This window comes from Massilia sp. W12, assembly GCF_037300705.1.
Taxonomy (GTDB): domain Bacteria; phylum Pseudomonadota; class Gammaproteobacteria; order Burkholderiales; family Burkholderiaceae_D; genus JACPVY01.
In genome coordinates this window covers 1,135,016-1,157,632 of the sequence record NZ_CP147776.1, presented here as the reverse complement: position 1 = coordinate 1,157,632, position 22,617 = coordinate 1,135,016, and the positions used below count along the sequence as shown (strand labels likewise).

The 22,617-nt window shown below is 56.6% G+C and carries 14 protein-coding genes; 7 read left to right on the top strand and 7 right to left on the bottom strand.

Annotated elements, in window-relative coordinates; translation table 11 throughout:
- Nucleotides 1–282: 282 nt before the first annotated feature.
- The 4 genes from V8J88_RS04765 to V8J88_RS04750 all read right to left on the bottom strand — a co-directional run bounded on the left by V8J88_RS04765 (nucleotide 283) and on the right by V8J88_RS04750 (nucleotide 6,947).
- Nucleotides 283–4,743, bottom strand: coding sequence for a CHAT domain-containing protein (locus V8J88_RS04765; protein ID WP_338848131.1), 4,461 nt, complete (start codon nucleotides 4,741–4,743; stop codon nucleotides 283–285).
- A 148-nt stretch (nucleotides 4,744–4,891) separates the two neighbouring features.
- Nucleotides 4,892–5,833, bottom strand: coding sequence for a hypothetical protein (locus V8J88_RS04760; protein WP_338848129.1), 942 nt, complete (start codon nucleotides 5,831–5,833; stop codon nucleotides 4,892–4,894).
- A 93-nt stretch (nucleotides 5,834–5,926) separates the two neighbouring features.
- A complete protein-coding gene (locus V8J88_RS04755) occupies nucleotides 5,927–6,685 on the bottom strand; it encodes an amidinotransferase (protein ID WP_338848128.1) in 759 nt (252 codons plus the stop codon).
- A gap of 85 nt (nucleotides 6,686–6,770) precedes the next feature.
- Complete coding sequence (locus tag V8J88_RS04750) at nucleotides 6,771–6,947, bottom strand: hypothetical protein (protein WP_338848127.1); 177 nt, start codon at nucleotides 6,945–6,947, stop codon at nucleotides 6,771–6,773.
- 257 nt (nucleotides 6,948–7,204) lie between these two features.
- Here V8J88_RS04750 and V8J88_RS04745 point away from each other — a divergent pair, with 257 nt between their 5' ends.
- The 7 genes from V8J88_RS04745 to V8J88_RS04715 all read left to right on the top strand — a co-directional run bounded on the left by V8J88_RS04745 (nucleotide 7,205) and on the right by V8J88_RS04715 (nucleotide 19,312).
- Nucleotides 7,205–8,182: an FHA domain-containing protein gene (locus tag V8J88_RS04745; RefSeq protein ID WP_338848126.1), complete on the top strand. Its 978-nt coding sequence runs from the start codon at nucleotides 7,205–7,207 to the stop codon at nucleotides 8,180–8,182.
- Entirely contained in the window at nucleotides 8,182–12,114 is a 3,933-nt protein-coding gene (locus V8J88_RS04740) for a TOMM system kinase/cyclase fusion protein (RefSeq protein ID WP_338848124.1), read from the top strand. Before V8J88_RS04745 ends, V8J88_RS04740 begins: the two co-directional genes overlap by 1 nt.
- A gap of 289 nt (nucleotides 12,115–12,403) precedes the next feature.
- Nucleotides 12,404–12,847 carry a BMA_0021/BMA_0022 family TOMM bacteriocin gene (locus tag V8J88_RS04735; protein WP_338848122.1) on the top strand — a complete coding sequence of 148 codons (444 nt, stop codon included), beginning with the start codon at nucleotides 12,404–12,406 and terminating at the stop codon, nucleotides 12,845–12,847.
- Between the two features lie 12 nt (nucleotides 12,848–12,859).
- Nucleotides 12,860–13,219 carry a BMA_0021/BMA_0022 family TOMM bacteriocin gene (locus tag V8J88_RS04730; protein ID WP_338848121.1) on the top strand — a complete coding sequence of 120 codons (360 nt, stop codon included), beginning with the start codon at nucleotides 12,860–12,862 and terminating at the stop codon, nucleotides 13,217–13,219.
- Nucleotides 13,220–13,746: 527 nt separating this feature from the next.
- Nucleotides 13,747–15,303, top strand: a complete 1,557-nt coding sequence (locus V8J88_RS04725; protein ID WP_338848120.1) for a hypothetical protein — start codon at nucleotides 13,747–13,749, stop codon at nucleotides 15,301–15,303.
- Nucleotides 15,304–16,242: 939 nt separating this feature from the next.
- The gene (locus tag V8J88_RS04720) at nucleotides 16,243–17,037 is read left to right on the top strand and encodes a hypothetical protein (protein WP_338848119.1); all 795 of its coding nucleotides are present in this window, start codon (nucleotides 16,243–16,245) and stop codon (nucleotides 17,035–17,037) included.
- Nucleotides 17,024–19,312 (top strand): UvrD-helicase domain-containing protein, encoded by a 2,289-nt coding sequence (locus V8J88_RS04715; RefSeq protein WP_338848118.1) that lies wholly within the window; start codon nucleotides 17,024–17,026, stop codon nucleotides 19,310–19,312. The genes V8J88_RS04720 and V8J88_RS04715 overlap by 14 nt, the downstream gene beginning before the upstream one ends.
- 251 nt (nucleotides 19,313–19,563) lie before the next feature.
- Here the strand turns inward: V8J88_RS04715 and V8J88_RS04710 are convergent, their stop codons facing one another.
- From V8J88_RS04710 to glcE, 3 genes are all read right to left on the bottom strand, one after another.
- A complete protein-coding gene (locus V8J88_RS04710) occupies nucleotides 19,564–19,701 on the bottom strand; it encodes a transposase (RefSeq protein ID WP_338848116.1) in 138 nt (45 codons plus the stop codon).
- A 533-nt stretch (nucleotides 19,702–20,234) separates the two neighbouring features.
- Nucleotides 20,235–21,527 (bottom strand): glycolate oxidase subunit GlcF, encoded by a 1,293-nt coding sequence (gene glcF / locus V8J88_RS04705; protein WP_338848115.1) that lies wholly within the window; start codon nucleotides 21,525–21,527, stop codon nucleotides 20,235–20,237.
- A gap of 3 nt (nucleotides 21,528–21,530) precedes the next feature.
- A complete protein-coding gene (glcE, locus tag V8J88_RS04700; RefSeq protein ID WP_338848113.1) occupies nucleotides 21,531–22,613 on the bottom strand; it encodes a glycolate oxidase subunit GlcE in 1,083 nt (360 codons plus the stop codon).
- Between the last annotated feature and the right edge of the window lie 4 nt (nucleotides 22,614–22,617).

Here is a 22,617-nt window from a genome sequence, read left to right as displayed (position 1 = left end):
TTTGCTGCTGATGTGGTGGCCGAATGTGCAATGACAGCATGCGCGCCATAGCAAACCAAGCTGCGGCAATCTTCACGCAATAACACGTACAGCCTGAGGGCTTAATTCCCCCCCTCCGGAGGGGTGGCATCCACTTAGCCGATGCGGATATCAAAGCAAAGCCGGCGGACATAATCCTGTTGCTGCAGCAGCATCCAGCCCTCTGCGCCACCGCACAGGCGCAGCCAGCAGCCGGCTGCCTGCGCAATCAGCTCAGGGACTGAGGATAAAAACGCCGCCGCATCACTGCCCGGCCTCTGCCACAGGCGGCAAGTTTTCCAGCAGCAGCATGAGTTCGGCGGCATCGTCATAATCCAAACGCGCATCCAGCGCCACAGCGGGGTCGCGGCTGCCTTGGCTCAGGGCCAAGAGGGCGGCCAGCAGGGCTTGCCACGGGACGTTGTCGGCATCATCCTTTTCTGCAGCCAATTCCTGCAACAGGCTTTGCGCTTGCGGCGCGTCCCCGGCGTGCAATATGGTCTGGATGGCGGCGCACAAGCGCCCTGGCCCGCTGTGGTTTTCACCCCCATCTCGGCGGTAAGCCAGATACAGGGCGCAGGCTTGCTGCCTTGCGTCCCGGGCGGCGGCGTGATTGCCGGCGGCGGTTTCGATCTTGAATAAAATGCCCCAACTTGTCCACGGTGTGGCAGCATGGCCAAATGCTGCTTTGCAGGCAATTGCCTGGCGAATATGCTCGCGGGCGGCGGGTAAATTGCCAAGCCGGCATAAGGTATCGGCCAAATTATTGTGCAACATGCCTTCTTTTACTTTGTCTTCCAATGCAATATATATATCCAGGGCCTGCTGATAAAACACCACCGCCTGTTCCGGGCGCTGTAAATGGTCATCGTACAAGTTACCCAATTGCCCCAGCGTGCTGGCTTGCCCGGCGGCATTACCCAAGCGCACCTCAATCGCCAATGACTGGCGATAAGCGTCTTCCGCCCGTTCCGGCTTGCCGGCATGCGCATGCACCATGCCGATTTGGTGCAAAATCGTGGCCACGCTGGCATGCTCATGTAAGGCGGCAAAGCTGTTGCGCGCCGCTTCATACGCCTCTAAAGCTTGCTGGTAGCGTTTTTGCAGCCAATACACCGTGGCAAGCTGGCCTTTCCCCACGGCCACACTGCGCACAGCCCCGCGCTGCTCAGCCCCCGCAATGGCGCTTTGGTAAGCTGCGGCAGCGGCATCATATTGGCCCAGATCACACAGGCAATCCGCTTGCTCAGTCAGGCAGTTTGAGGCCATGCCCTCTGCTGCCGCCTTACCGGGAGAATCGGCTGGCCTGCGCGCCGCCGCCGCCATAAAAGCTTGGCCTGCGGCTTGCAGCAACGGCAGCGCCGCTTGCGCATGGCCGGCGAAGCGCAACACCTGCCCAAGCAGAAAATGCGCCCCTGCGCAATCATAATCCGCATCAGGATAAGCCTCGGCCCCGGCCGCCAGCGCTTGTTGCAGCAAGGCTTGCGCCCCGGCCAGGGCCGCAGGCATCTGCCCTGCCGCCAAACTCTGTTCAATTCGGGTGCGCGCCGCTTCAAAATGCGCATGACTCCAGCCGGCGCCCAATTGCGCCTGCGCCGCATCGCGCACCTGGCCCACGCGCTGGCTTAATTGCGTTTTGCCTGAGTTTTGCAGTAAACCATGCAGACGGGTGGCAAGGCCTATGATCGCTGCCGCATCGCCAGCCTTTTCCAGCTGCGCCAGCAGGGCAAACAGATTCGCCAATTCCAGCTCCGTCAACGTGGCGGCCAGTTCGGCGTTTTGGGCTTGTTGCTGCACCAGAAATTCCACATAGCCCCGCATCACCGCCTGCCAGCGTGGCGCCCATGCTGCGCTTTCTTCGCCAGACAATTGCCTGGCCAGGTAAGGACAGAGCGCCGCCTGCAAGCTCAGGTGCTGGTAAGGGTTCAGTCTGGCCAAGCCGGTTTGCACCAAGTCTTGCGCCAAATCGGCTATCTCTTCCTCGGGCCATTCCATCATCGCCCGCAGCATGTTCAATTGCACCGCGCCATGAAACAGCCCCAACACCCGCGCCCTGTGCCGGTTTGCCGGCGACAGGCGCGCTAATGATAATTCCACACTGGCGAACAGCGATTTTTCACGCTCGCCGGGGTAGTCGCGCGCCATTTTTTCCATTAAGGTTTGTAATGCCGCTTGAGTCTGGGCCACGCCGCAGGCGCGCAGATTAGGCCCGAGCAAGGCCAGGGTGCGCGCATGGCAATGCACGGTGTGCGCCAGAGCTTCGATTTGCTCCAGGCGCGCGCGCTCGGCGGCGCCGGCCCCGGCTGCCTCGCCGCCAAGCGCGGCTTCGATCAAGGCCACCGCATCGGCCACATCCAAATGCGCCAGATCCATGCGCGCCTCTGCTGCTGCAAACGGTGCGGGCAAGGCTTCGCGGCTGGTGAAAATCAGCCGGCTCTCACCCACCGCATTCAGGCGCTGCATCACACTGAGTATGGCGGCTAATTCCTGCCCGGCCTGCTCTTGCAAGGCGGGCGCGGTGTTTAACCAGGGCGGCGGCAAGATGCTTTCCATATTGTCCAGCAGCAGCAGGGTGCGGCGCTCGCGCAGGGCGCGTTCGATGGGGGCGCATTGCGCATCCAGATTGCTGTATTGCGCCACCGAATAGTCTGCGCCGGCCAGCTGGCGCCCCAGGGCATCCAGCACCGCTGGCAAATTCGCATGCAATTCCACCGAAACAAAGGCGACTTGCTGCAGCTGTTGCGAATGCAGCAGCCAGCGCGCACATTCTGCCGCCAGCGCGGTCTTGCCTTCGCCACCCTGTCCCACAATCACGCAATAGCGCATGCCGGCCCCCAGCAAGCGGCGCTGCAGCGCCAGCAATTCGCGGCTGCGGCCAATGAAGCCGCCGGGCGGGGCGGCCGGCGTTTCGCCCAGCCAATGCCTGAGCGTGGTTTGGTAATCCGCCACGGTTTGCGCTGCGGGCTGCTGGCGAAACAGCGCGGGGTCGGACTGCTCTTGATACAAGACCGGCACAAACCAATCCTGCAAATGAAAGTCGCCCTCGCCAAACACGCGCCCGCGCACGGTGTTGGCCGCCAGGTCTTGCTGCGCAGCCAGCATGGCGTCGCCGACGCGCTGACCGGCGGCCAGGCTGTGGTAAAAAGTTTCGACAAAGCGCCGCGCGGTGCTCACCAATACGCTATGGCTCATCGCCACCACCGAGGCGACGCCGGATTTTAATAAGGCGGTGGCGACGGAATCGGTGGCGTCTTGCGCGGTCGCACTTTGGCAGGCTTCTAAAAACACCAGGGCAATCCGGTGTTGATCCAAGAGCGGGCCGAGTTTGTCGGTGTAAATCAATTCGTGACGGCGTTGCTCCCACTTGGCGCTGTCTTCCGGGTGCTCAAAACACAGGCCGCCTAAGCCGACATGCGGGTCATACACGCCATGGCCGTCAAAATGCAGCACATGGTAGGCTTGGCCGGCCTGTTTGGCGCGGCGCAATTCGGCTTCCAAACCGGTGAATGATGGATTTTGCAAAATATGGATATCCACCTGGCCGGGCAAGGCATGCGCCGCCGCTGTCAATGGCTTTGCGCTGATGCGGTGGTCTATATAGTCGCAGCTGGCGTTTTCAGGGCGGGGACTGAGCACTAAGACCCTGATCGGCAAATCAAATTGCAGCGGTTTTTGCTGTCGCGTGCCGGGCAAGCGCCGCCGCACCCGGGTGGCGTGCGCGCCTTGGAAGAAAAAACGCCGGCCATCGTGCAATAACTCCCAGGGCAGGGCCAGCAAGGCGCCGGCCGCCTCGCGCGCCTGGCGCACCTCTGTTTCGCTGGCGCCGTGTTCGGCTTCGCCATCCACCCATACGGAAAAACGCCGGCTGACTTGATCGCCCAGCGCGGCCCAGGCGCTCAATACTTGTTGCGTCAGTTGCGGGGACAGCGCTGAGTCCGCCGCGCCGCATACCGCCTGTTGCATCGCTTGCTCGTACAACAAGCCGCCCCAGTGTTGCAATTTACTTTCAATCTGCGCCTTGCGCTCTGCAAACGCGCTGCCGGGCCAGATCGCGTATTTCTCCAGATACCAGCGCAAATCTTCAGCCTCAATCGGACCGATTGGCGCTTGCAAGCGCCAGGCTTTGGCGCTGATCACTTCAGCTTGGCCGGGCTTGGCCGGTTTGTATAGCAGCCGTGCGCGCGCGACGGCGCGCTGTTTGCCGTCTTGCTCTTGCATGCTGCAGTCAGTCAGTTCCAGCACCAGCTCTTCGAGCGCATCTTCAGCCTGGGGCGCAGCGGGGGCGCCATCAGCCGGCAGGCGCAGGCCGAGGGCGACCAGAATGGGATTGATGGCGGCGGCGACGCCGCCGGCTTGGCTGGATGCCGGGACATACAATATTTCTTCGCTGAACAAGGCTTCCAGCACGCCCAGGCGGGTGCTATCCAGCGACAGCGGCACGACGCGCCAATCCTGGCCGGCTGCTTTGCGCGCTGTTTGCACGGCAAGCGCATGCTTTAATTCTTTGCCCAGCCATGCCGATTGCAAACCCGCAGGGCTGACCACAGCTAAATAAGCATCACAGTTTTCAATCGCCGCCGCAATTTCCGACCACAAGCCATCGCCGCCGCGCAATTGCCGTGAATCTATCCAGCCCTCCACCCCATGCGCCGCCAATTGCGTGCGCAATTCCCGTACAAAATCATCATCTTGACTGCTGTGGGAGATAAACAAGCTGCTTGCCATATGCTCTCCTGCCTGCCGTTGTGGTAAGCAAGAGTATGGCATAAATAGACTGCCTGGCGATGGCTGCGGCGCTGAATCTGCCTGTCTTGCCTGCCGTGCAAGGCCAGAATCTGCGCAGGCGGCGCGCCCGGCCCGCAGCGGCTGGAATTCACGATTCTTCCACCGGCGCCACAATCAAGCGCCATTGCTGGCCGTCAAATGCGCGCACGCTTTGGGCGTCGGCTTGCAGCAGCCAGCCGTAGCGCCCGTCCAATCTGCCGCGCAAAAGTTTGCCGCTCCAGGGGTCGTTGACGGATGTCATGCGTTTGCCGTCCCATTGGCGCATGCAGTCCGGCGCGGCGAGCCACAAACGGTCAAGATGCCATTGCATGTCTTGCCAGGCGGCTGTCCAGCCGGCGCGCACCTGGCGCCATTTGCCGTCCCGTCCCTGCCACAGGGAACCATCGGCTGCGCCGATGTAGGCCACGCCATTGCCGCCGCAGGCCAGGGCGCACAGTTCCTGATCCAACTCTGCCGCCAGACGCCAGCGGCGGCCATCGCTTTGCCACACTTCGCCATAGGCGCCGATGGCGTAGATTTCATGACTGGAAAACGCATCCATATCGCGCAATTCGCCCTGCTCCGGGGCCGGGGCAAATTGCGGCAACCAGGTTCCGCGCTCGCTGCGCAGATACAGGCAGCGCGCGCCGATGGCCCAACTTTGTTCACGCACCTGACGCAGGCGGCGGATGTGCGGCCAGGCGCCGATTTCGATGAATTCTTCATGCGCATGCTCCCAGGCCGCCAGACATAATTGCCCGTCTTTATCGTCAGCTGAAAGTAAAACATGCGGTACGCGCTGGCCTGCGGGGTCAGTCAACAAGCCGAGTTGCGGCCCCGGCCAGGCGCTGAAGGTGTGCGCGCTGCACTGCGCTTCATCATTCAAATGTAAATGGATTTGCAAGAGGCGCGCCTGGATGCCGGCGTCGCCTTCTTTTTCCTGCGCGCTCAGACGCAAGGCGATGCGGTTGGGCTGCACCACCAGACAATCATCAATCTGCCAGCCGCGCACATGGCGGCGCCAGTTTTCCGGATTCAAATGGGCTTGCATCGCGCTTCTCCTTCAGAACAAAACTGCAGGAATTCCGGCAATGCGCCAGGGACAGGCGCGGGTTTGGCGCGCGCGGCTGGCGCGCGCTCAAGTTTAAAAACGCAGGGACAGGCAAGTCAAGCCGCCATCCATTTTGCGGAATTCGCTGGTGTCCAACACGGTGATCGGCAAATCCAGCGCTTGCAGTGCGGCCAGGGTTTTGGGATAACCGGCCGGGGTGATCAGGCGGTCATTGATCCACAAGGTATTGCCGGCATATTCCTCTTCCGGGGCCAGCACGATGTGGTTAAACGATGCAAAGGCCGGGTTGCGTGCGGCGTCTTCACTCACCGTCATGGTGTTTTTGCCAACATAGTTGACGATGGATTTCAAGTGCAGTCCGGCCCCGACTTCGATACTCTGCACGGTATAGCCCCAGGCTTCGACGATGCGCGCAAATTCGCTGATGCCGGCTTGATTGGTGCGGCTGGTTTCGCCGATGAAAAATTGCTTGCCCACCAGCAGCACATCGCCGCCATCCATTGTGCCGGCCTCAGACATGCGGTGCAGGCTGCGGTATGCGGCCAGGGCGCTGGCGACGCTCTCGACTTCGCCCTGGCGCGCCGGGGCGCCGGGATGGGTGATGATGGCGCCTTCCGGCATCACCACGGCGGTGTCTTCGACATAGTGGGCGTCGCCGAAACCCGGCAAGGGCGGCAAAATATCAATCTGCAAACCAAAGTCGCGCAAGGTTTGCGCATACGCGTCAAACTGACGCAAACTTAATTCTTTATCGGGCGCGCCCAGGGTGGCGGTGGTCAGGCCGCTGGCGGGATCGCCGGGCGTGCGCAAAATGGCGTGGCTGAATTGCATGATGGGTCTGGCTGTGTGGAAAACGCCAAAGTGTACCCGTTTTACGCCAGATTGCCGCAGCCGCTTGCATGAAATATCAGCAAACTTAACGCAAACGCAACAACTGTCCCAGATGCGCCAGCAGCCAGGCCCCATATAAAGCGCCGCCGCCCTCGGTGTGCGGGGCGCAGCCGAGCGGCAGGCCGGGGGTGTAGCACATCGGCTGCGCCAATTCTTTCAGATGATTTCTGCCGGTGCGGCTGTCTGCGTCAAAATATTGCATGGCGACCTCGCTGTTTTGTGTTGGAATGATGCTCAGTGTAGGGCCAGTTCAGATATCAACAAAATTTTATTTCCCAATGCTTGCAATTCGTTTTATGAATATCTCAAGCAGGCAGGCCGGTACAGTGACCAGCTGCGGGAAATGAGGCACATCACAGCTGTTTATGATGCGTAATACAGCGGACAAGTTTTGAAACAAAGCGGGGGAAATATATTACACTGGCGCCTGTACAAGCCAGTTAAACACAGGAAGATCAGATGGCCATTCTGACATCACAATTTCAACAAAAACGACTGGTTCTGCGCGCCACCCATACGTTTGGGCGAAATCCCGCCAGCGCTCAAACGGTATTGCTGGCAAGTGACACCTCGCAGATTCATGCCAGTATCCGCTGGAACAGCCAACGCTGGGAAATCATCGACTTGAGCCGCAATGGCAGCTTTGTCGATGGCAAGCGGCTGCCGGCCAATGTCTGGACCACGCTTGCAGCAGGCCAGGTGCTGCAATTCGGCCATGCGCGCGAGTCGCAATGGAAGCTGGAAAACCTGGATGCGCCGGCCACGGTGCTGGCCGCGCTGGATGATGACAGCGCGCCGATTCCCTTGAATCCCTTACACAATCTGCTGCCCGACGAAGAGCGCGCCACCGTGTCGCTGCACGTCAATCACACCGGTTTATGGGTGATGGAAGATGAGCATGGCGAAAGCCGCCTGCAAGACGGGCAGATCATCACCATTGATGATAAGCGGTATGAATTCGTCTGTTCGCCGCAATTGCAGGAAACGGTGGATATGCGCTCGGTGCGGCGCGAGCAGCAAGCCGCCGCGCTGTTTAATTTCTTAGCCAGCCAGGACGAGGAACATGTGCAGCTCGATGTCACGATCGGCACGCGCAAGGTCGAACTGGGTGAGCGCACCCATCATTACTGTCTGCTGACGCTGGCGCGCGAGCGCCTGTCTGACCATAAACGCGGTCTGGACGCCAGCAGCCAGGGGTGGATTGCTTTATCGCAATTGTCACAGATGCTGGGCCTGGAAGTGTCCCATATCAATATCCAGATTTTCCGGGCGCGCAATCAATTGATGCAAGCGCTGCCGGAAGCGCTGGCCTGGCCTGAACTGGTGGAAAGGCGACGCGGCGAAGTGCGTTTCGGCGCATTGGATTTCCGCATCGTGCGCGGCTCACAAGCCGAAGGTGAATTGCTGCACAACCAGCCAGCCGGGAGCGACAGCTGATGAACATCCAGCCGGAAGGCTATGAGTTATTGCAGTTATTGGGCGAAGGCGGGGCCGGCAGCGTGTATCAGGCGCGCCAGCTGAGCACCGGACAAATCGTCGCCCTCAAACTCTTGCGCCAGCAGGAAGGCGACGATGAAAAACGCAGCCAGCGCCAGATGGAGCGCTTTGTGCGCGAAACCGAGCTGTGCGCACAGCTGCATCACACGCATATCGTGCGCTTGCTGGATCGCGGGCGCTGCAACAACGGCCAGTTATTCGCCTGCTTTGAATATGTCCCCGGCGAAACCCTGCGTGAATACCTGACGCGCAAAGGCACGCTGGACGCGCTCGAAGCCGGCGAGCTGATGGGACAAGTCCTGGACGCGCTGGCGTGCGCGCATGCGCAAGGGATTGCGCACCGCGATTTGAAGCCGCAAAACGTGATGGTGATGCACACCGGCACGCGCGCCAATGTGAAGGTGCTCGATTTCGGCATCGCCACTTTTATCCCGGAACGTCAGCAGCAGGATTACCGCCAGCTGACCATGACCCAGGAAACCATGGGCACGCCCTCTTACAGCGCACCGGAACAGCTGCGCGGCGAGCCGCCCACCGTAAAGAGCGATTTATACGCCTGGGGCTTGCTGATGCTGGAGTGCCTGACCGGCCGCCCGGTGATGCAAGGTCTGACCCTGGCCGAGATTTTCCATAAGCAACTCAGTCCGCAGCCGGTGGCGCTGCCGCCGGCCTTAGTCGGTCATGCGCTGGGCGATTTATTGCGCCGGGTGCTGCAAAAAAGTCCGCATGAGCGGCCCGCGCACGCTTCCAGCGTGTATGCCGATTTCCGCAATATCCATTTAGCCAATCTGGTCGGCGCGCTGGGCGAGACGCTGGACACGCACGGCTACGCCAGCGGCGACACCACGCGCATCAATCCGCAATTGGCGCGCACCATGGAATTTTTACCGGGCATGTCGCTCAGCTTCGCCAGCGAACGCGCCCAGCTCACCGTGCTGTGCTGCCGCGTGCAGGTGCATGCGCATCAGCCGGATGCCGACCCGGATGTGCTGGAAACCCTGCAGCGCGAGCAAATGAGCCTGGTGAATGATATCGCGCAGCGCTATGGCGGCTTCCAGGCCGGCAGCCTGGGCGATGTGCAAATGTTTTATTTCGGCTATCCGCACGCCAGCGATACCGATGCGCGGCGCGCGGTGCGCACTGCGCTGGAAATGGCCAGCCAGGTGCGGCGCCGCTCCAGCCTCTTGCAGCAAAGCCAGGGCATAGGTCTGGAATTCGGCATCGGCATGCATACCGGTTTTGTGCTGGTGCGCGCCGGCGTCACGCCGTCCGGCAATACGCCCAATCTGGCGCTGCAAATTCAGCGTCAGGCCAGCGCCGGGCAAGTGCTGGTGTCGGCCAGTACGCGCCGTCTGCTCGACCAGTTCGCTGAATTTGACGATGGCCGCATGCTGCACGCGCGCGGCGCGGAAAGCACCCTGGCCTGCTATCCCCTGTTGGGCGAACACGGCTCGGAAGCCTTCAATTTTTCGCGCAGCGGGCAAGTGCGCAGCTTTGTCGGCCGGCAACAGGAATTGGCCCAGTTGCAGGAGGTGTGGCAGGCAGCGCAATTGGGCGTGGCCTGCGCCCTGGTCAGCGGCCAGGCCGGGATCGGCAAATCGCGTCTGGTGTATGAGATTTCGGTGGCGGCGCGCGCTGCCGGTTCGGTGGTGGCGGATTGCCGCGCTTTCCCGGAACATCAAAACAATGCGCTGCATCCTTTCCTGCATATGCTCAAGCAGCAATTGCAATTGCATCTGGAGCAGGATGATGAGCGCGCCGTGGCCCTGCTCTCGCATGCGCTCGAATTGGCCGGCTGTGCGCTGGAAGACAGCCTGGCCGTGCTGTGCTCCTGGTTTGCGCTGCCGCTGCCGGCGGCTTATCCGCCCAGCCAATTGTCGCCTGACCGGCAAAAGAAAATCCTGCTGGATGTGATGCAGGAATTGATTTTGCATCTGGGGCGCGGCAAACCGCTGTTGCTGGTGGTCGAAGATTTGCACTGGATCGATTTGACCAGTCTGGAATTGATTTCACAGCTGCGCAAAGCCAGCGGCCATATGATGCTGCTGATGACCTCGCGCGAAAACTATCCGGCGCAGATCGAGCAAAGCGAATTGGCCTTAAGCCATCTGCGCCTGCAACAATTGTCCGCCGAAGATTCTGCGCAAATGATAGGCGCGGCCCTGCCCGGCAAGCGTCTGTCGGCGAACGCCCTGCAACGTCTGTCCCAGCGCGCAGACGGGATTCCGCTGTTTGTGGAAGAGTTGGCGCGCATGCTGGAAGAGAAAGAACTCTTGCTGGCGACGCCGGATGGCAGTTATGAATTGTCGCCGGCGTTTGATTCGGCGCAAATCCCGATCACCCTGCGCGACTTTCTGGCGGCGCGTCTGGCGCGCCTGGGTTCGGCCAAGGAAACCGCGCAACTGGGCGCGGCCATCGGGCGCGAATTTGATCATGATCTCTTGCTGCAAATCGCCCCGGTGGATGACGCCACCCTGCAAACCGAGCTGGAGCAATTAATCGCCGCCGATTTGATCTACCGTCAGCGCCGGGTGCAAGGCGACAGCTATATTTTCCGCCACGCCCTGATCCGCGACGCCGCTTACGACTCAATGCCGCGCATTCAGCGTGAAGAAACCCATGAACGCATCGCGCAGGCGCTGGCGGCCGGCGGCAAGGCTGAGGTGGAACGCCGTTTGGCGCAACTGGCGCAGCATTATGGTCTGGCGCGGCGCTTTTCCCCGGCGGTCAAATATGGCATCGACGCGGCCAACCGCGCACTCTCGCAAGCGGTGTATCAAGACGCCTGCGAGCTGGCGGAACAGGTGAATGGCTGGGCCGAGCACTTGCAAGGCAGCGAGCGCATGGAAGCGCTGCTGGACGCCAACCGCATCCGCACCAATGCGCTGATGCAACAATTCGGCTGGTCAGATCCGCGCGTCAAAGCCAGCGCCGAGCAAGCCCAGCAATTGCTGGAAGCCGCACGCCATATGACGGATCTGGATTTGAAATATCCCATCGCCAATCTGTGCTCGCTGGCGGTGTATCACCATGTCGCCAACGACCGCGCGCTGACGCGCGAGATGTGCCAGCGCCTGTTGCAAATGGCTGAGCTGACCGGCGACCCGGATTTGCATTTGATTTATCACACCCTGCATGGCAATGCGAATTGGATCGACGGCGAACTGGAAGCCGCGCGCGCCCATTTTGAATATGTGGCGGCGCATTACGATCTGCAAAAGCACGGCCATCACGGCATGTTGTATGGCCTGGACATGGGGGTATGGTCCGCAGCGGCGCAGGCGAATATTGTGTATTTGCAGGATGCGCCGCTGGAACAAGTGTTCCGCCTGGCGGATGCCGCAGTTGAGCTGGCGCAGCAAACCGGGCATCCGGCCTCAATCGGTCTGGCTTGCATGTACAAGATGAATATGTTGCAAGACCTGGAAGCGCGCGATGAAATGCGCCAGGTGGCCGAAACCGGCCTGGCGCTGGGGCAGAAATATGGTTTGCCGGCAGTGCAGGCGTATTGCGCGATCCGGCACGCCTGGTGCAACCAGGATTTGGACGGAATTGATCAAATGACAGGCATGCTGCGCCATCTCGGCTGCATGCTGGGCGTGGCGCAATACAGCTCCACCGCCGCCACCCTGCTGGCGCAGCAAGGCGAGTTGCAACAAGCGCTGGCGCGGATTGATGAATCGCTGGCCTTATCGGTGCAATACGGCGAACATTATTTCCTGCCATTCTTGTATTTACTGCGCGCCGGCTTTCAGCAAACGCCGCATGCCGCACAAGAGGATTTACAGCAAGCCTGCCAGCATGCCGAGCGTATCGGTTCCTGGCGCGCCTTGCGCATCGCGCGCGAGCGCCTGCAACAGTCAGCGGCGTAATGCCGGCATGCATAGCGGGGTTGGTCTTGGCCAACCCCGTTTGCCATACAGACCTGAGCCAGCCGCCAAGGCCTGTACATTGCTTCACCCACGTTGCAAACACTTAAATAGTGTCACACCCGGTAGTTTATTCATTTATTCATGGTAGTGCCGAAGTTCTGTAATGAATTGTAATGGACTGTACTGCAGTACAGTTCAACAATGGCGGGGATTTGCCTTGCAGCAAGTCGCCAAACACAGCCGGTGCAACATGTTGATGTTAAACCGGCTTTTTAACCAGGGAGCAAGCATGTACCAACACACACCTCCATTTGAGATCGTCCCGGCAATGGGGATCTACGACAAATTCATGCAATTCCGCGCTGTGATTCTATGCGCCGTGGCGGAATGCTGGAGCAATCCGGAATTTGAGCAGGCAATGCTAGACAATACGCCCAAGGCGCTGTTTGATGCATTCGGTTATATCTATCCCTTCTCCTATCGCCTCACGGCGCAGCAAGGCGCATCGGAATACACGCCGCGCGAAACCTTAGGCTGGGTCATCAATAAGCAGGAAAAAATCCGCCTGCCGCTGCCGCCCAAACCGGTCGCCGCGCCTGGCGTCTCGCAGCCGGAACTGGAAGCGCGCGCGCTGGCGAATTACTATTTGCATCATATTTCCCTGGTGCAAACCCGCTCGCTCAGCAACACCCCGCCGACCTTCCCCAGCATCCTGCCGCACCCATCGCGTTAAGAGGAGAACATCATGCCATTGGATAACAGTATCCCCAGCTACGAAACCCTGCTTGAATTTCAATTGGTCTGGGTGCGCGCGGTCGCCTTGTCCTGGAAAGATCCGGAATTCAAACGCGCCCTGATCCATGACGCGCGCGATGCGCTGCTGCGTTATTTCGGCTATCAATATCCATGGGCTGCGAATATCAGCGCCTATGAGCCGCAAGGCAATTTCGGCTGGGACGATAATGCACGCAAGTGGACGCTGCCGAATGGTGAAATCACCATCAGCATCCCGAAAAAGCCCACCGGCGATCTGGTGCAGGATATTCCGCTGGCGATTGCCTCGTACAACGACTGCGGCCCGCTGTATCTGTTTACCTGCTGCTGATTTTTACGCGCAGGCGGATTTGGCGACGCAATGCTGCGTTGCCAGTCTGCAACAAGGCGCCGCATGCGGCGCCTTCGCTCTGTCCCCTCCTCCCCTCTCAAAGCAACGCCATGCCGCGCGGCAATCAAGAGTCAGCGCAACTAATGTGTAACAAACCAACACGTTTGCAACAAATTTGTTAAGATTTTCCTGCGCGCATGTCAGAAGCGCCATGAACCAGTGCGCGCACTTATCAAACATACAACTCCGGAACAAGGCATTCCGGGACGCATTCCTTCCAGCAGCATTACCGCATGTGCAGCAGAAAAGACCTCACTTCTGTCCCTTCGACAGTAGGCTTGCTGTTGCTTTGCGTAATCTTGCGTAATGGAAAGACAGCAGGCGGCTATGCGAGTATGCCGTCAGTTCGATTGTGAAGCAGCCGGCGGCCAAATCGCCGGCGCACGATAACAGCGGCGAATGCCGTCCACCGGAAACCGGCGCTTGCGCTGCGGCTTGGACCTTTGCCGCGCAGATGGAGAGTTGAGATGCGCAAAGCTGGCCCCTGCCGCAAAAAGTCACTGCGCCATTGCACTGCAATGGCCGGCAGCGGACTGCTGGCGTTCGGCCTGTCCGGCTTGCTGGCGGCCCATCCTTTGCAAATCCACAGCAGCGGCGCGCAAGGCGTGCTGGCGCATCTGGAATTGCCACAGGCTGCGCAGTATGGCGCGCATTGCTACCAGGCCAGTTTGCGCAGCGCCGATGGGCGCCTGCTGCTGAATTTACAGGTGGAGCGCAGCAGCAGCGGACTGCAACTCTCGACCCGCCAATGGCTGCAAGAGCATCAGGCGCGCCTGCTGGTGCGCAATCTCTGCAATGACCAGGAAAGTTTTGATTATCTGTGGCAAAGCCCGCAAGCCCAGCTCAAACCCCTGCCCGCTGACTACAAACAGGAAATCAATCAAACCGCACGCGATCAGGCGCGCGCGGAAAAACTGGCGCTCACGCGCGCGCGCATGGAAGCCTTGCGCGCGCCCGCGCCCAAGGCGCAGGAACACCCGGAACCGCAGCTGCAGCTCAGCGTAACCAAGCCGCAACCGCCGCGCGGCGAAACGGACAGCGCGCCAGCCGCCGACACCGCGCCAGCGCCGGAGCAGACGCCGGCGGCGCAGGCGCACTTGAGTCTGCTGCAAACGCAATTGCAAGCGCTGGAAAGCCGCATCAGCGCGCTGCACGCCAACAGCAAACAGGGTTGGGACAGTCAGCAACAATGGGCTTTCCTGCTGGCTTTATTGCTCTGTCTGGCGCTGGGCGCGATGGGCTGGCTGTTGCTTCATATGCGCCGCCTGCAGCAAAGCGTGAGTCAGGCCAAGACCAGAGTGGAAATGAGCCGATTCATGCTGCCGCCGGAAATTGAAGAGGATGACGACTGGCAAGCCCAGGCGGATGCGGCGGAAGATTTTCTGGTGCAGGAATTGCAAGAAGGGCCGGATGATTTCGGCTTGCAAATCGACGATCTGCCGGCCCTGCGCGATGAGGCCGGGCGGGATGGCGGCTGGCTCAAGCATGCGCAAAGCTTAAAAGAAAATCTGCGCCGCGAAGGCGTGTTTGATCACATCGACGAAGAAGCGCCGGCCAGCTTGAAAGCGGTCGATACCCAGATGGAAGTCGAGGAAATGCATGACGCGCTGACCGAGGCGCGCTTTTGGGCCAGTTTGCAGCAGGAAGATGTGGCGATCCGGATTTTGCAGGATGAGGTGGCGCAGCATCAGCGCGCCGCCAGTTGGCTGACCTTGCTGGAGCTGTACCGCAAACGCGGGCAGCAGCAAGCGTATATGGAGTTGCGTGAGCGCTGCATGCAAATCTTCAATTGCCAGGTGCCGCAATGGGAGGAAAATCCGCCGCCGCTGCGCTTAGCCGATCTGCCGCGCGTGTCTCAACAACTGCTGGCGCAAATTGAAAAACGCCAGGGACTGCCGTATTTGCAAAGCCTGCTGTTAGATGAGCGCGGCGGCCAGCGCCAGGGCTTTGCCTGGGGCGTGTATTGGGAATTGGTGGAAATGTTTGAAACCATGCAACACGGGCGCCAGGCACAGTTTGCCTGAGTTTTCTGAAATTTTTTTGCTGTTCTTCGTGCTGAGCACAGACATATGCTGCGCAAGGCAGTGAGTATGTGGCGAATTGGCAGGATCGTTGTAGCGCACCCGGATATCGCTGACCGCCTGGGGTAGCGAATCCGGCGCGCAGGTGCAATAGGGAAAAGCGTCAAACAAATGCGGCTGCGCCGCTAAAGCGCCAGCAGGGGCGCGATATTCAGGCCATGGGGCTTTGCTGGAAGTGTGGCGTGTCCCTTTCTTCGGGGCTGGTGGATAACAGGCCGATGGCAAGAGCGCTTTGGAAAAATCTTGGAATTTAGATTTTGTGGTTGAAAGGTTGGGGAATTTTCTTATGCTATAATTAACAATACTTAAAAATTACCAATTACCTGTTAAAGTTTACAGGTTGACGTTGTAATATGAAATTGTGGATAGTTAGCTATGAATATCTCCCAGTGGTTAATCGGCAAGCGTGAAGGAGATTGTAATGGATAGAAGGAAGTTTGTATTGGGTACTGCTGGCCTCATGCTTGTGGCCACGACAGAAGTTCTTGCGGCCAGAAAGGGGAAGAGCACCGACCGTGAAAATCGCGGTAAGAATGTGCCGAAGCAAAAGGAAGAGCATCGCCGCTCGAATCAGGGGCGTAGTAGCGGGCGTGGCGGAAGATAGTCTGGATTGTTTCTCTGACAAGGGTTATGCGATGGACGTCCACAAACAAAGTCTCTCAGTGCTAGGAAGAATATCATTTGCAGATTTTCACCAGGTAAAATATTGTGGATCTTTTTTATTGCTGCCCAGATACAGCATTAGCAAGTCAGGAGGAGCCTATGGAGAGTAACCCGAAAACCTTAACATGGGTGTCCATATGAACATATAGAAATTAACAATTACCAGTTGAAATAAATTTCTTCTATTTCAATCTTTTTATGATAAATATTCTCTATTAAATGCGAGAACTAATTTCCTCCCCTGAATTAGGGCGCTTCACACAAGGCGCTATATTAAACTGCCTCAAGGTTGCAGAAAAGCAAAAAGCCTTTGGACTAGTTATATCAGCGCGTTGCGATATTGCACATCGCAAATCAAAAACGATCCTTTGTCTTCCAATCTATTCGCTTACCGACTGGCTCGAACAGATTGGAAGATCTGAAATCATTGAATCAAGCAAAAAAGTAGTTGATGAAATCCCTCATACTGTTTTAAAAAAGTTTGGCCTTTCGACATCCTCTTTCCGTATTTATGGATATGAGACGACGATCGAGGTCTTAACTAAGAATGGTGCTACCCCAAAAGATATTCAGAATGTTGAAATGTTGCGCTCCTATCTAGAAGGCGGCCAGCTGAATCCTAAGGTAAAAGCTTTTAAAGATCCGTACAATAAGTTGCTTGAATCACTATGGCGCAACTCTAGGATGGACTCTCATTTTATCGAACGTATCCAATTAAATGAGCCAAGTGTGGGTTATATTGTCGATTTTACCCAGCCGATAACTTTAGCACGTTCATTGTTAGACGAACTTGCAGTTGGGATTGAAAAATTCAAATTTGACCGTGACCCTACTGGAGTGTATGGACAGCTCTTTCTGGATGATCTTGAACAAGGTGAAATTGTTTCGGTATTAAGGTCGCCATATATCGAACATATATTGCAACGATTCACACATTATTACTCCAGGATCGGCACAGCTGATATTGACATAACTGAGTTAACTAATCTGAAAGCTAGGTATGAAATTCGTTGATTATATTGGCATCACCGAAGGAGCCGTGAAGGCAATTGTCACAAACCGTGAATTCCAAAGCATAGACTTTGAAAATTCTCAGGATCTTATTTCCTTATTCAAAGGATCACCTGATAAATTTAACAATGAACTACTGGGAGTACGTTGCATCGAGTCTAAAAAAGGTGTTGTGCTAACCGCCGTTAACGAACAATTTTCTAGCGAAAAAAATACGCTGACACTTGACCTGGAATTCTTTGATCTAAATAAGGTTTCTGACCCGATGGTTCTTACTGCAGTTCAGAAATTGTTCCGCTTTGCAATTAAATATTGGAATAAATTAAGTCTCAACAATAATGAGTATTTGCCAGTAGGATCTACGAAGGCAATCATATTCCCGTATCCAATCAATCGTGCGAGCTCTTACCGGATTACGGTTGAACGTGAACCGAATGCTCGTCGTATAGCAAAGCGTTATAGTGGACAACACCTCCTTGCGTATAAGTTTGGGACTGTCGAAGGTGAAGGCATACGGGAAGAGTACTCTGAAACGAATTTTAACAAGGCAATTGATCAAATATTTTCTCACGAGATTTATGGACAGAAGAAGAATGAATACCTGCCCAATCCAACCTCAGTACTTTTAGGTGTTGACTTGACGGAATCGCCAGTCTCTTCATCAACAATAATCGGGCAGACAGATCCAATCTCCAAGCTATCGGTACGGCAACGTGAGTTTGTACTTCGTGACTATATGGAGCCGGCGAGGATTGAAGGTCCAGCAGGATCCGGGAAAACGATTTGCATGGTTTTGAAGTGCTTGAAAGGGATAGCCATAGCTAAAGCTAATGGCTCACCTGTGAAATTTTTATTCATTTCCCCTAGCCAAGCCATGGTTAAGAACGTGTCATACTTTATCGATGTTATGAGCAAATCTATGCAATTGCACGATGTTCATTCTATTTTGGAGATTAAAACGCTACAGGATGTTTGCCGTTCATTCTTGCAAAGTGATGTCCATGATTCTGAGCTTTTGGACGCTGATTCCACTGAGGCAAAAAATGCACAACTCTTGCATTTAGTCGGATTGCTTGAAGAAACAAAAATTGAAATGACTGGACATAAAGACTTCATCAGTAATGAACTCTATGAAACATTCTGGAAGGATGACCTTTTCCATATTGCTGAGTTAGTGCGCCACGAGATTAGCGTTGTTATCAAAGGGCGATGCGATGAAGAGTTTGAGAAATATAAAGTTGTCAATCGACCAAATTATGGATTACCGCTGCAAACGAATAACGACCGGAAATTTATTTTCGATATCTTTAAGCGATATAGTTCAATCCTAAATACAATTTCTCAATTCGACCCTGATGACGTAGCAATTTCCACATTGTCAAAGCTCGATTCACCAATTTGGCGAAGACGCAGGGTTCGAGACGGTTATGACGCAATATTTATTGATGAAGTTCATTTATTCAACATGAATGAACTTTCTTTAATTCATTATTTGACTAAAGATTCAAAGTCGACTCCTATTTCTTATGCGATCGACCTATCACAGGCCTTGGGCGACATTGCGTGGAATGACACAGATTTCCATCAATCAATTGGCATGAGCAATGAAGAGCGCCGTACCACCCTCCGAGCCGTGTTCCGATGCTCACCATCGATTACAGATTTAGCATTTTCCATCACATCGCATGGTGCAAATCTGTTTACGAATTTTGACAACCCAGTCTCTGAGGCTTCTTATGTTTTCGATACAATTGAAGACCCAACGCCACGCTATTATCTAATCAACAATGATGCTTCGCTATTAGAGCAGGGTTTTAAGGCGGCAGAGAAGATTAAGGCTATGCATGGTTTGAAAAGGCACCAAGTTGCATTGATATATTTTGATCGAGCACTTTTGGATGATGCGCTACGCTATGTAAATGGCAACAATAAAATGGCTATTGTATTGGAGGAGCGTGGAGATATCCAAGCTATAAAAATTGCCGAAAGAGCTAGCCAATTCTTGTTGGGGCATGCGGACTACGTAGGGGGGCTTGAATTTGAAGCTGTTGTATTGATAGGGGTTGATGATGGGCGAGTGCCAAACTCATCGAGTGTGACTTCAACTGCTAGCCGAATGTTCCAAAACTATGTTGCACACAATCGACTCTATGTTGCCGTTACCCGTGCCAAACGTTGTGTCTGGGTTCTTGGTGAAAAATTGCGAGGTCCATCAACCGTTTTGGAAGTTGCTATTGAAAACAAGAAAATTGAATTAATGGAAGGTAATATTGAGTAAAAATGCGACTAACACCATGATCCGTAAGTTTGCAAAAAAATCGCTCAATACTGGACAAAATATCATTTGCAGATTTTGTCCAGTAAAAGGCTGTGGATATGAGGCACCTGAATAGGTGAGGGGGGGGGTACCTCTCTGTTTCTTTGAAAGTGTCAACCAATATTAATCCTCAACGCTTTAATTTAATAGGGTGTTGATAAATGAAGGAGCTCAGAATTTTGACCACTATATCTAGCGGAAAGTCCAGAAAATCAACTAGGCTTCCGCCACAGGTAAAGCGTAGCCTCTGGCACGCCGCATATCTCAGCGACCTCGGCCACAGACTTGTTTTGTGGTGCGCTCATCAGCTTGAGCACATGTTCTTTCTTCTCTTGCGTGTATTTCATCATCGTCAGTTCCATCGCCCCCGGCATGGATTAGAACTCCAAATCACTGGAGGCGACAACTATTTTGACCAGGGGGGGGTAGAGATAACATGAGAAATCACCAAGTGTTAATTTTTTTCAACACCCTATTAAATCAATTAATATCTATGCAATTTCATTTCGACCGTTTACTTTTCCTGGTTCAAAAGTACAATTTTTGTGTCTATTCAGCCCCTACGAATCCCTGAAATTACCCTTTAAAATCAAATGGTTGCAAAATCACCAATGTTTTGCAAGAAAGTTTAAGAGATCCATATAAATCAATGGGTTACGAATTTTTACGCGAAATATAAGGCCTTTCTCGATTTAAAAAATGACTTCACCTGGAAATATTACCAAGGTAACTCATTGATTTGTATAGAAATTTTCACGCTGAACAGTCACCAATTAGAAAACGCTGATTTAATCAATTTCCATCTACGCGCCTATAAATCAATGACTTACGTTTGCAAATTATCGCTTCAGCTTCCTCTTGCTCTCATCGCACGGTGGCGCATTTAAGTCCCCTGCTCTTTCGTACCGTCCGCTTCGAGGCGGCTGCATAAACTGTCCAGCAACTCCACCCAATGCCGCACCGGCAGCGGGCTGGCGGCGGCCAAGTGTCCCTGACAGCCGATATTGGCGCTGACAATATATTCCGGCGCGACGGCAGGATCCTGGCTGTGTTGCAAAGCCGCCAATTTACGCTCCCGTAACTGGATTGACAGCGCCGGCTGCAACACCGACCAGCTGCCGGCTGAACCGCAGCACAGATGCGCATCCTGCGGCAAATGCACGCTAAAACCCAGTTCGCGCAAACAGGCTTCGACCAGTCCGCCCAGGCGCAAACCATGTTGCATGCTGCACGGCGCATGCCAGGCTAAGTGCGGCTTGGCGCAGGCTTGCAAGCGGGCGCGCCAGGGGGATGCGGCGATGCGCTGCGGCAGAATTTGCGCAATATCGCGCACCCGCGCCGAAAACAGCGCAGCGCCCGCCGCCAGCGCCGCATCATGCGCGAAATAGCGCCCGAATTCGCTCAAGGCCAGACCGCAACCGCTGGCGTTGGAAAGCAACAGCAAATCAGCATCGGCTTGCAATAGCGGTAGCGCGGCTTGCAACATATTTTGCATACGCGCTTGCGCTTGCGCCTCGCGCCCGCCATGCAAATCCAGCGCGCCGCAGCATTGCGGCTGAGGCAAACGCAAGGTCTGCACGCCCAGGCGCGCCAGCATGCGCGCGGTGGCGGCGTTCAGATTCGGATTGAGCGCGTCTTGCACGCAAGGCTCAAACAAGAGCACCCGTGCGACTGGCGCAACAGGTGGTTCGGGCCATGTGCCTTGGTTCGGAAAAGGCGGCGGCAGCTTGGCGCGCAAGGGGGCCGGCAAGATCTGCCGCACGGGACGGCCAAGGCGCAGCAGCGCGCCGAATAAGGCCGGGCGCGCAAACAGATTCAGCCACAAGGCGCGTTTGGCGCGCTCGCGCCAGGGCCGTTTGACTTGTTCTTGCGCCACTTTGCGCCCGATTTCCAGCAAGTGCGCATATTCAACCCCGGACGGGCAGGCGCTTTCGCAACTGCGGCAGCTCAAACAGCGATCCAGATGGGTTTGCGTGATCTGCGTTGGCGGCGCGCCTTCCAGCATTTGCTTGATCAGATAAATCCGCCCGCGCGGACTGTCGCGCTCATCGCCCAGCAATTGATAGGTGGGACATACTGCCGTGCAAAAACCGCAATGCACGCAAGCACGCAAAATGCGCTCAGCGTCTTGTCCCTGCTGCTGCGCCTGAATGAAATCAGCTAAACGGGTTTGCACACTTTAATCCTGCTCTAAACCGGCATACAGGCGCCCGGGATTGAAGATCAAGGCGGGATCGAAAACGCGCTTGACACGCCGCTGCAGCGCCAGCATGGCGGGCGCCAAAGGCGTGAAGGCGGGACAGTCTGCCGTCGCTCCGCGCATCAGGGTGGCGTGTCCGCCGCACGCTGCGAGCTGCTGGCGCAAGTGCGCACCAAATGCAGGGTCTGGCGGCGTATCCAGCGCCAGCCAGCGCAAAGCGCCGCCCCACTCCAGCAATTGCCGCCCCGGCAAGGCCGCTATCTGCGCGTCTGCCGGCGCCGCAAGGCGCCACAGGCTGCGCGCCTGAAGAAAGAAATCGAGTTGCTGCTCGCGCACATCGCGCCAGAATTGCGCGCCATTCACCACAATCGCGCCGCCAATCTCACGCTGCGCCGCCGCCACCACGGTCTCCAGGCCGGATAAGCGCAAGCGCAATTGCCCGTCAAAATAGCATGAGGCGTCCAGTGGCAGCCCGGCCAGTTGCCAGCGCTGTAAAGCTTGCAGCGCATGCGCTTGCGGCATGTCCAGCAACAGGCTGACTTGCGCGCGCGGCAAGGGTTGCAAGCGCAAGGAAACCTGCGTCACCAGGCCCAACACCCCCATTGAGCCGGGCAGCATGCGCGCAACATCGTAACCGGCCACGTTTTTCATGACCTGGCCGCCAAAGCGCAGCAAGTCGCCGCGCCCGTCCAGCAGCGCCACGCCCAGCACCGCATCGCGCAAAGCGCCGTAACGCTCGCGTCCCGGCCCGCAGAGGCCGGCGCACAGCACGCCGCCCAGCGTGGCGTCGGGGCCGAAATGCGGCGGCTCGCAGGCCAGCATCTGGCCGGCTTGCTGCAGCGTTTGCTCAATTTCCCTCATTGGCGTGCCGCAACGCGCGCTCAGCACCAATTCCTCCGGCGCATGCGCCAGGATGCCGCGCCAGGCGCGGGTGTCCAGAATCTCGCCTTGCAGCGGCCCGCCATACCAATCTTTGCTGCCGCTGCCGCGCAGGCGCAAAGGGCGGCGCGCCGCCGCTGCGCTGCGGATCTGTTCTTGCCATTGCGCTAACTGTGCATCCATGGGG

Excerpts from the sequence above, each read along its gene's own strand:
- V8J88_RS04765 (WP_338848131.1), bottom strand. The coding sequence starts at position 4,743 with ATGGCAAGCAGCTTGTTTATCTCCCACAGCAGTCAAGATGATGATTTT.
- V8J88_RS04760 (WP_338848129.1), bottom strand. The coding sequence starts at position 5,833 with ATGCAAGCCCATTTGAATCCGGAAAACTGGCGCCGCCATGTGCGCGGC.
- V8J88_RS04755 (WP_338848128.1), bottom strand. The coding sequence starts at position 6,685 with ATGCAATTCAGCCACGCCATTTTGCGCACGCCCGGCGATCCCGCCAGC.
- V8J88_RS04750 (WP_338848127.1), bottom strand. The coding sequence starts at position 6,947 with ATGCAATATTTTGACGCAGACAGCCGCACCGGCAGAAATCATCTGAAA.
- V8J88_RS04745 (WP_338848126.1), top strand. The coding sequence starts at position 7,205 with ATGGCCATTCTGACATCACAATTTCAACAAAAACGACTGGTTCTGCGC.
- V8J88_RS04740 (WP_338848124.1), top strand. The coding sequence starts at position 8,182 with ATGAACATCCAGCCGGAAGGCTATGAGTTATTGCAGTTATTGGGCGAA.
- V8J88_RS04735 (WP_338848122.1), top strand. The coding sequence starts at position 12,404 with ATGTACCAACACACACCTCCATTTGAGATCGTCCCGGCAATGGGGATC.
- V8J88_RS04730 (WP_338848121.1), top strand. The coding sequence starts at position 12,860 with ATGCCATTGGATAACAGTATCCCCAGCTACGAAACCCTGCTTGAATTT.
- V8J88_RS04725 (WP_338848120.1), top strand. The coding sequence starts at position 13,747 with ATGCGCAAAGCTGGCCCCTGCCGCAAAAAGTCACTGCGCCATTGCACT.
- V8J88_RS04720 (WP_338848119.1), top strand. The coding sequence starts at position 16,243 with ATGCGAGAACTAATTTCCTCCCCTGAATTAGGGCGCTTCACACAAGGC.
- V8J88_RS04715 (WP_338848118.1), top strand. The coding sequence starts at position 17,024 with ATGAAATTCGTTGATTATATTGGCATCACCGAAGGAGCCGTGAAGGCA.
- V8J88_RS04710 (WP_338848116.1), bottom strand. The coding sequence starts at position 19,701 with ATGATGAAATACACGCAAGAGAAGAAAGAACATGTGCTCAAGCTGATG.
- glcE (WP_338848113.1), bottom strand. The coding sequence starts at position 22,613 with ATGGATGCACAGTTAGCGCAATGGCAAGAACAGATCCGCAGCGCAGCG.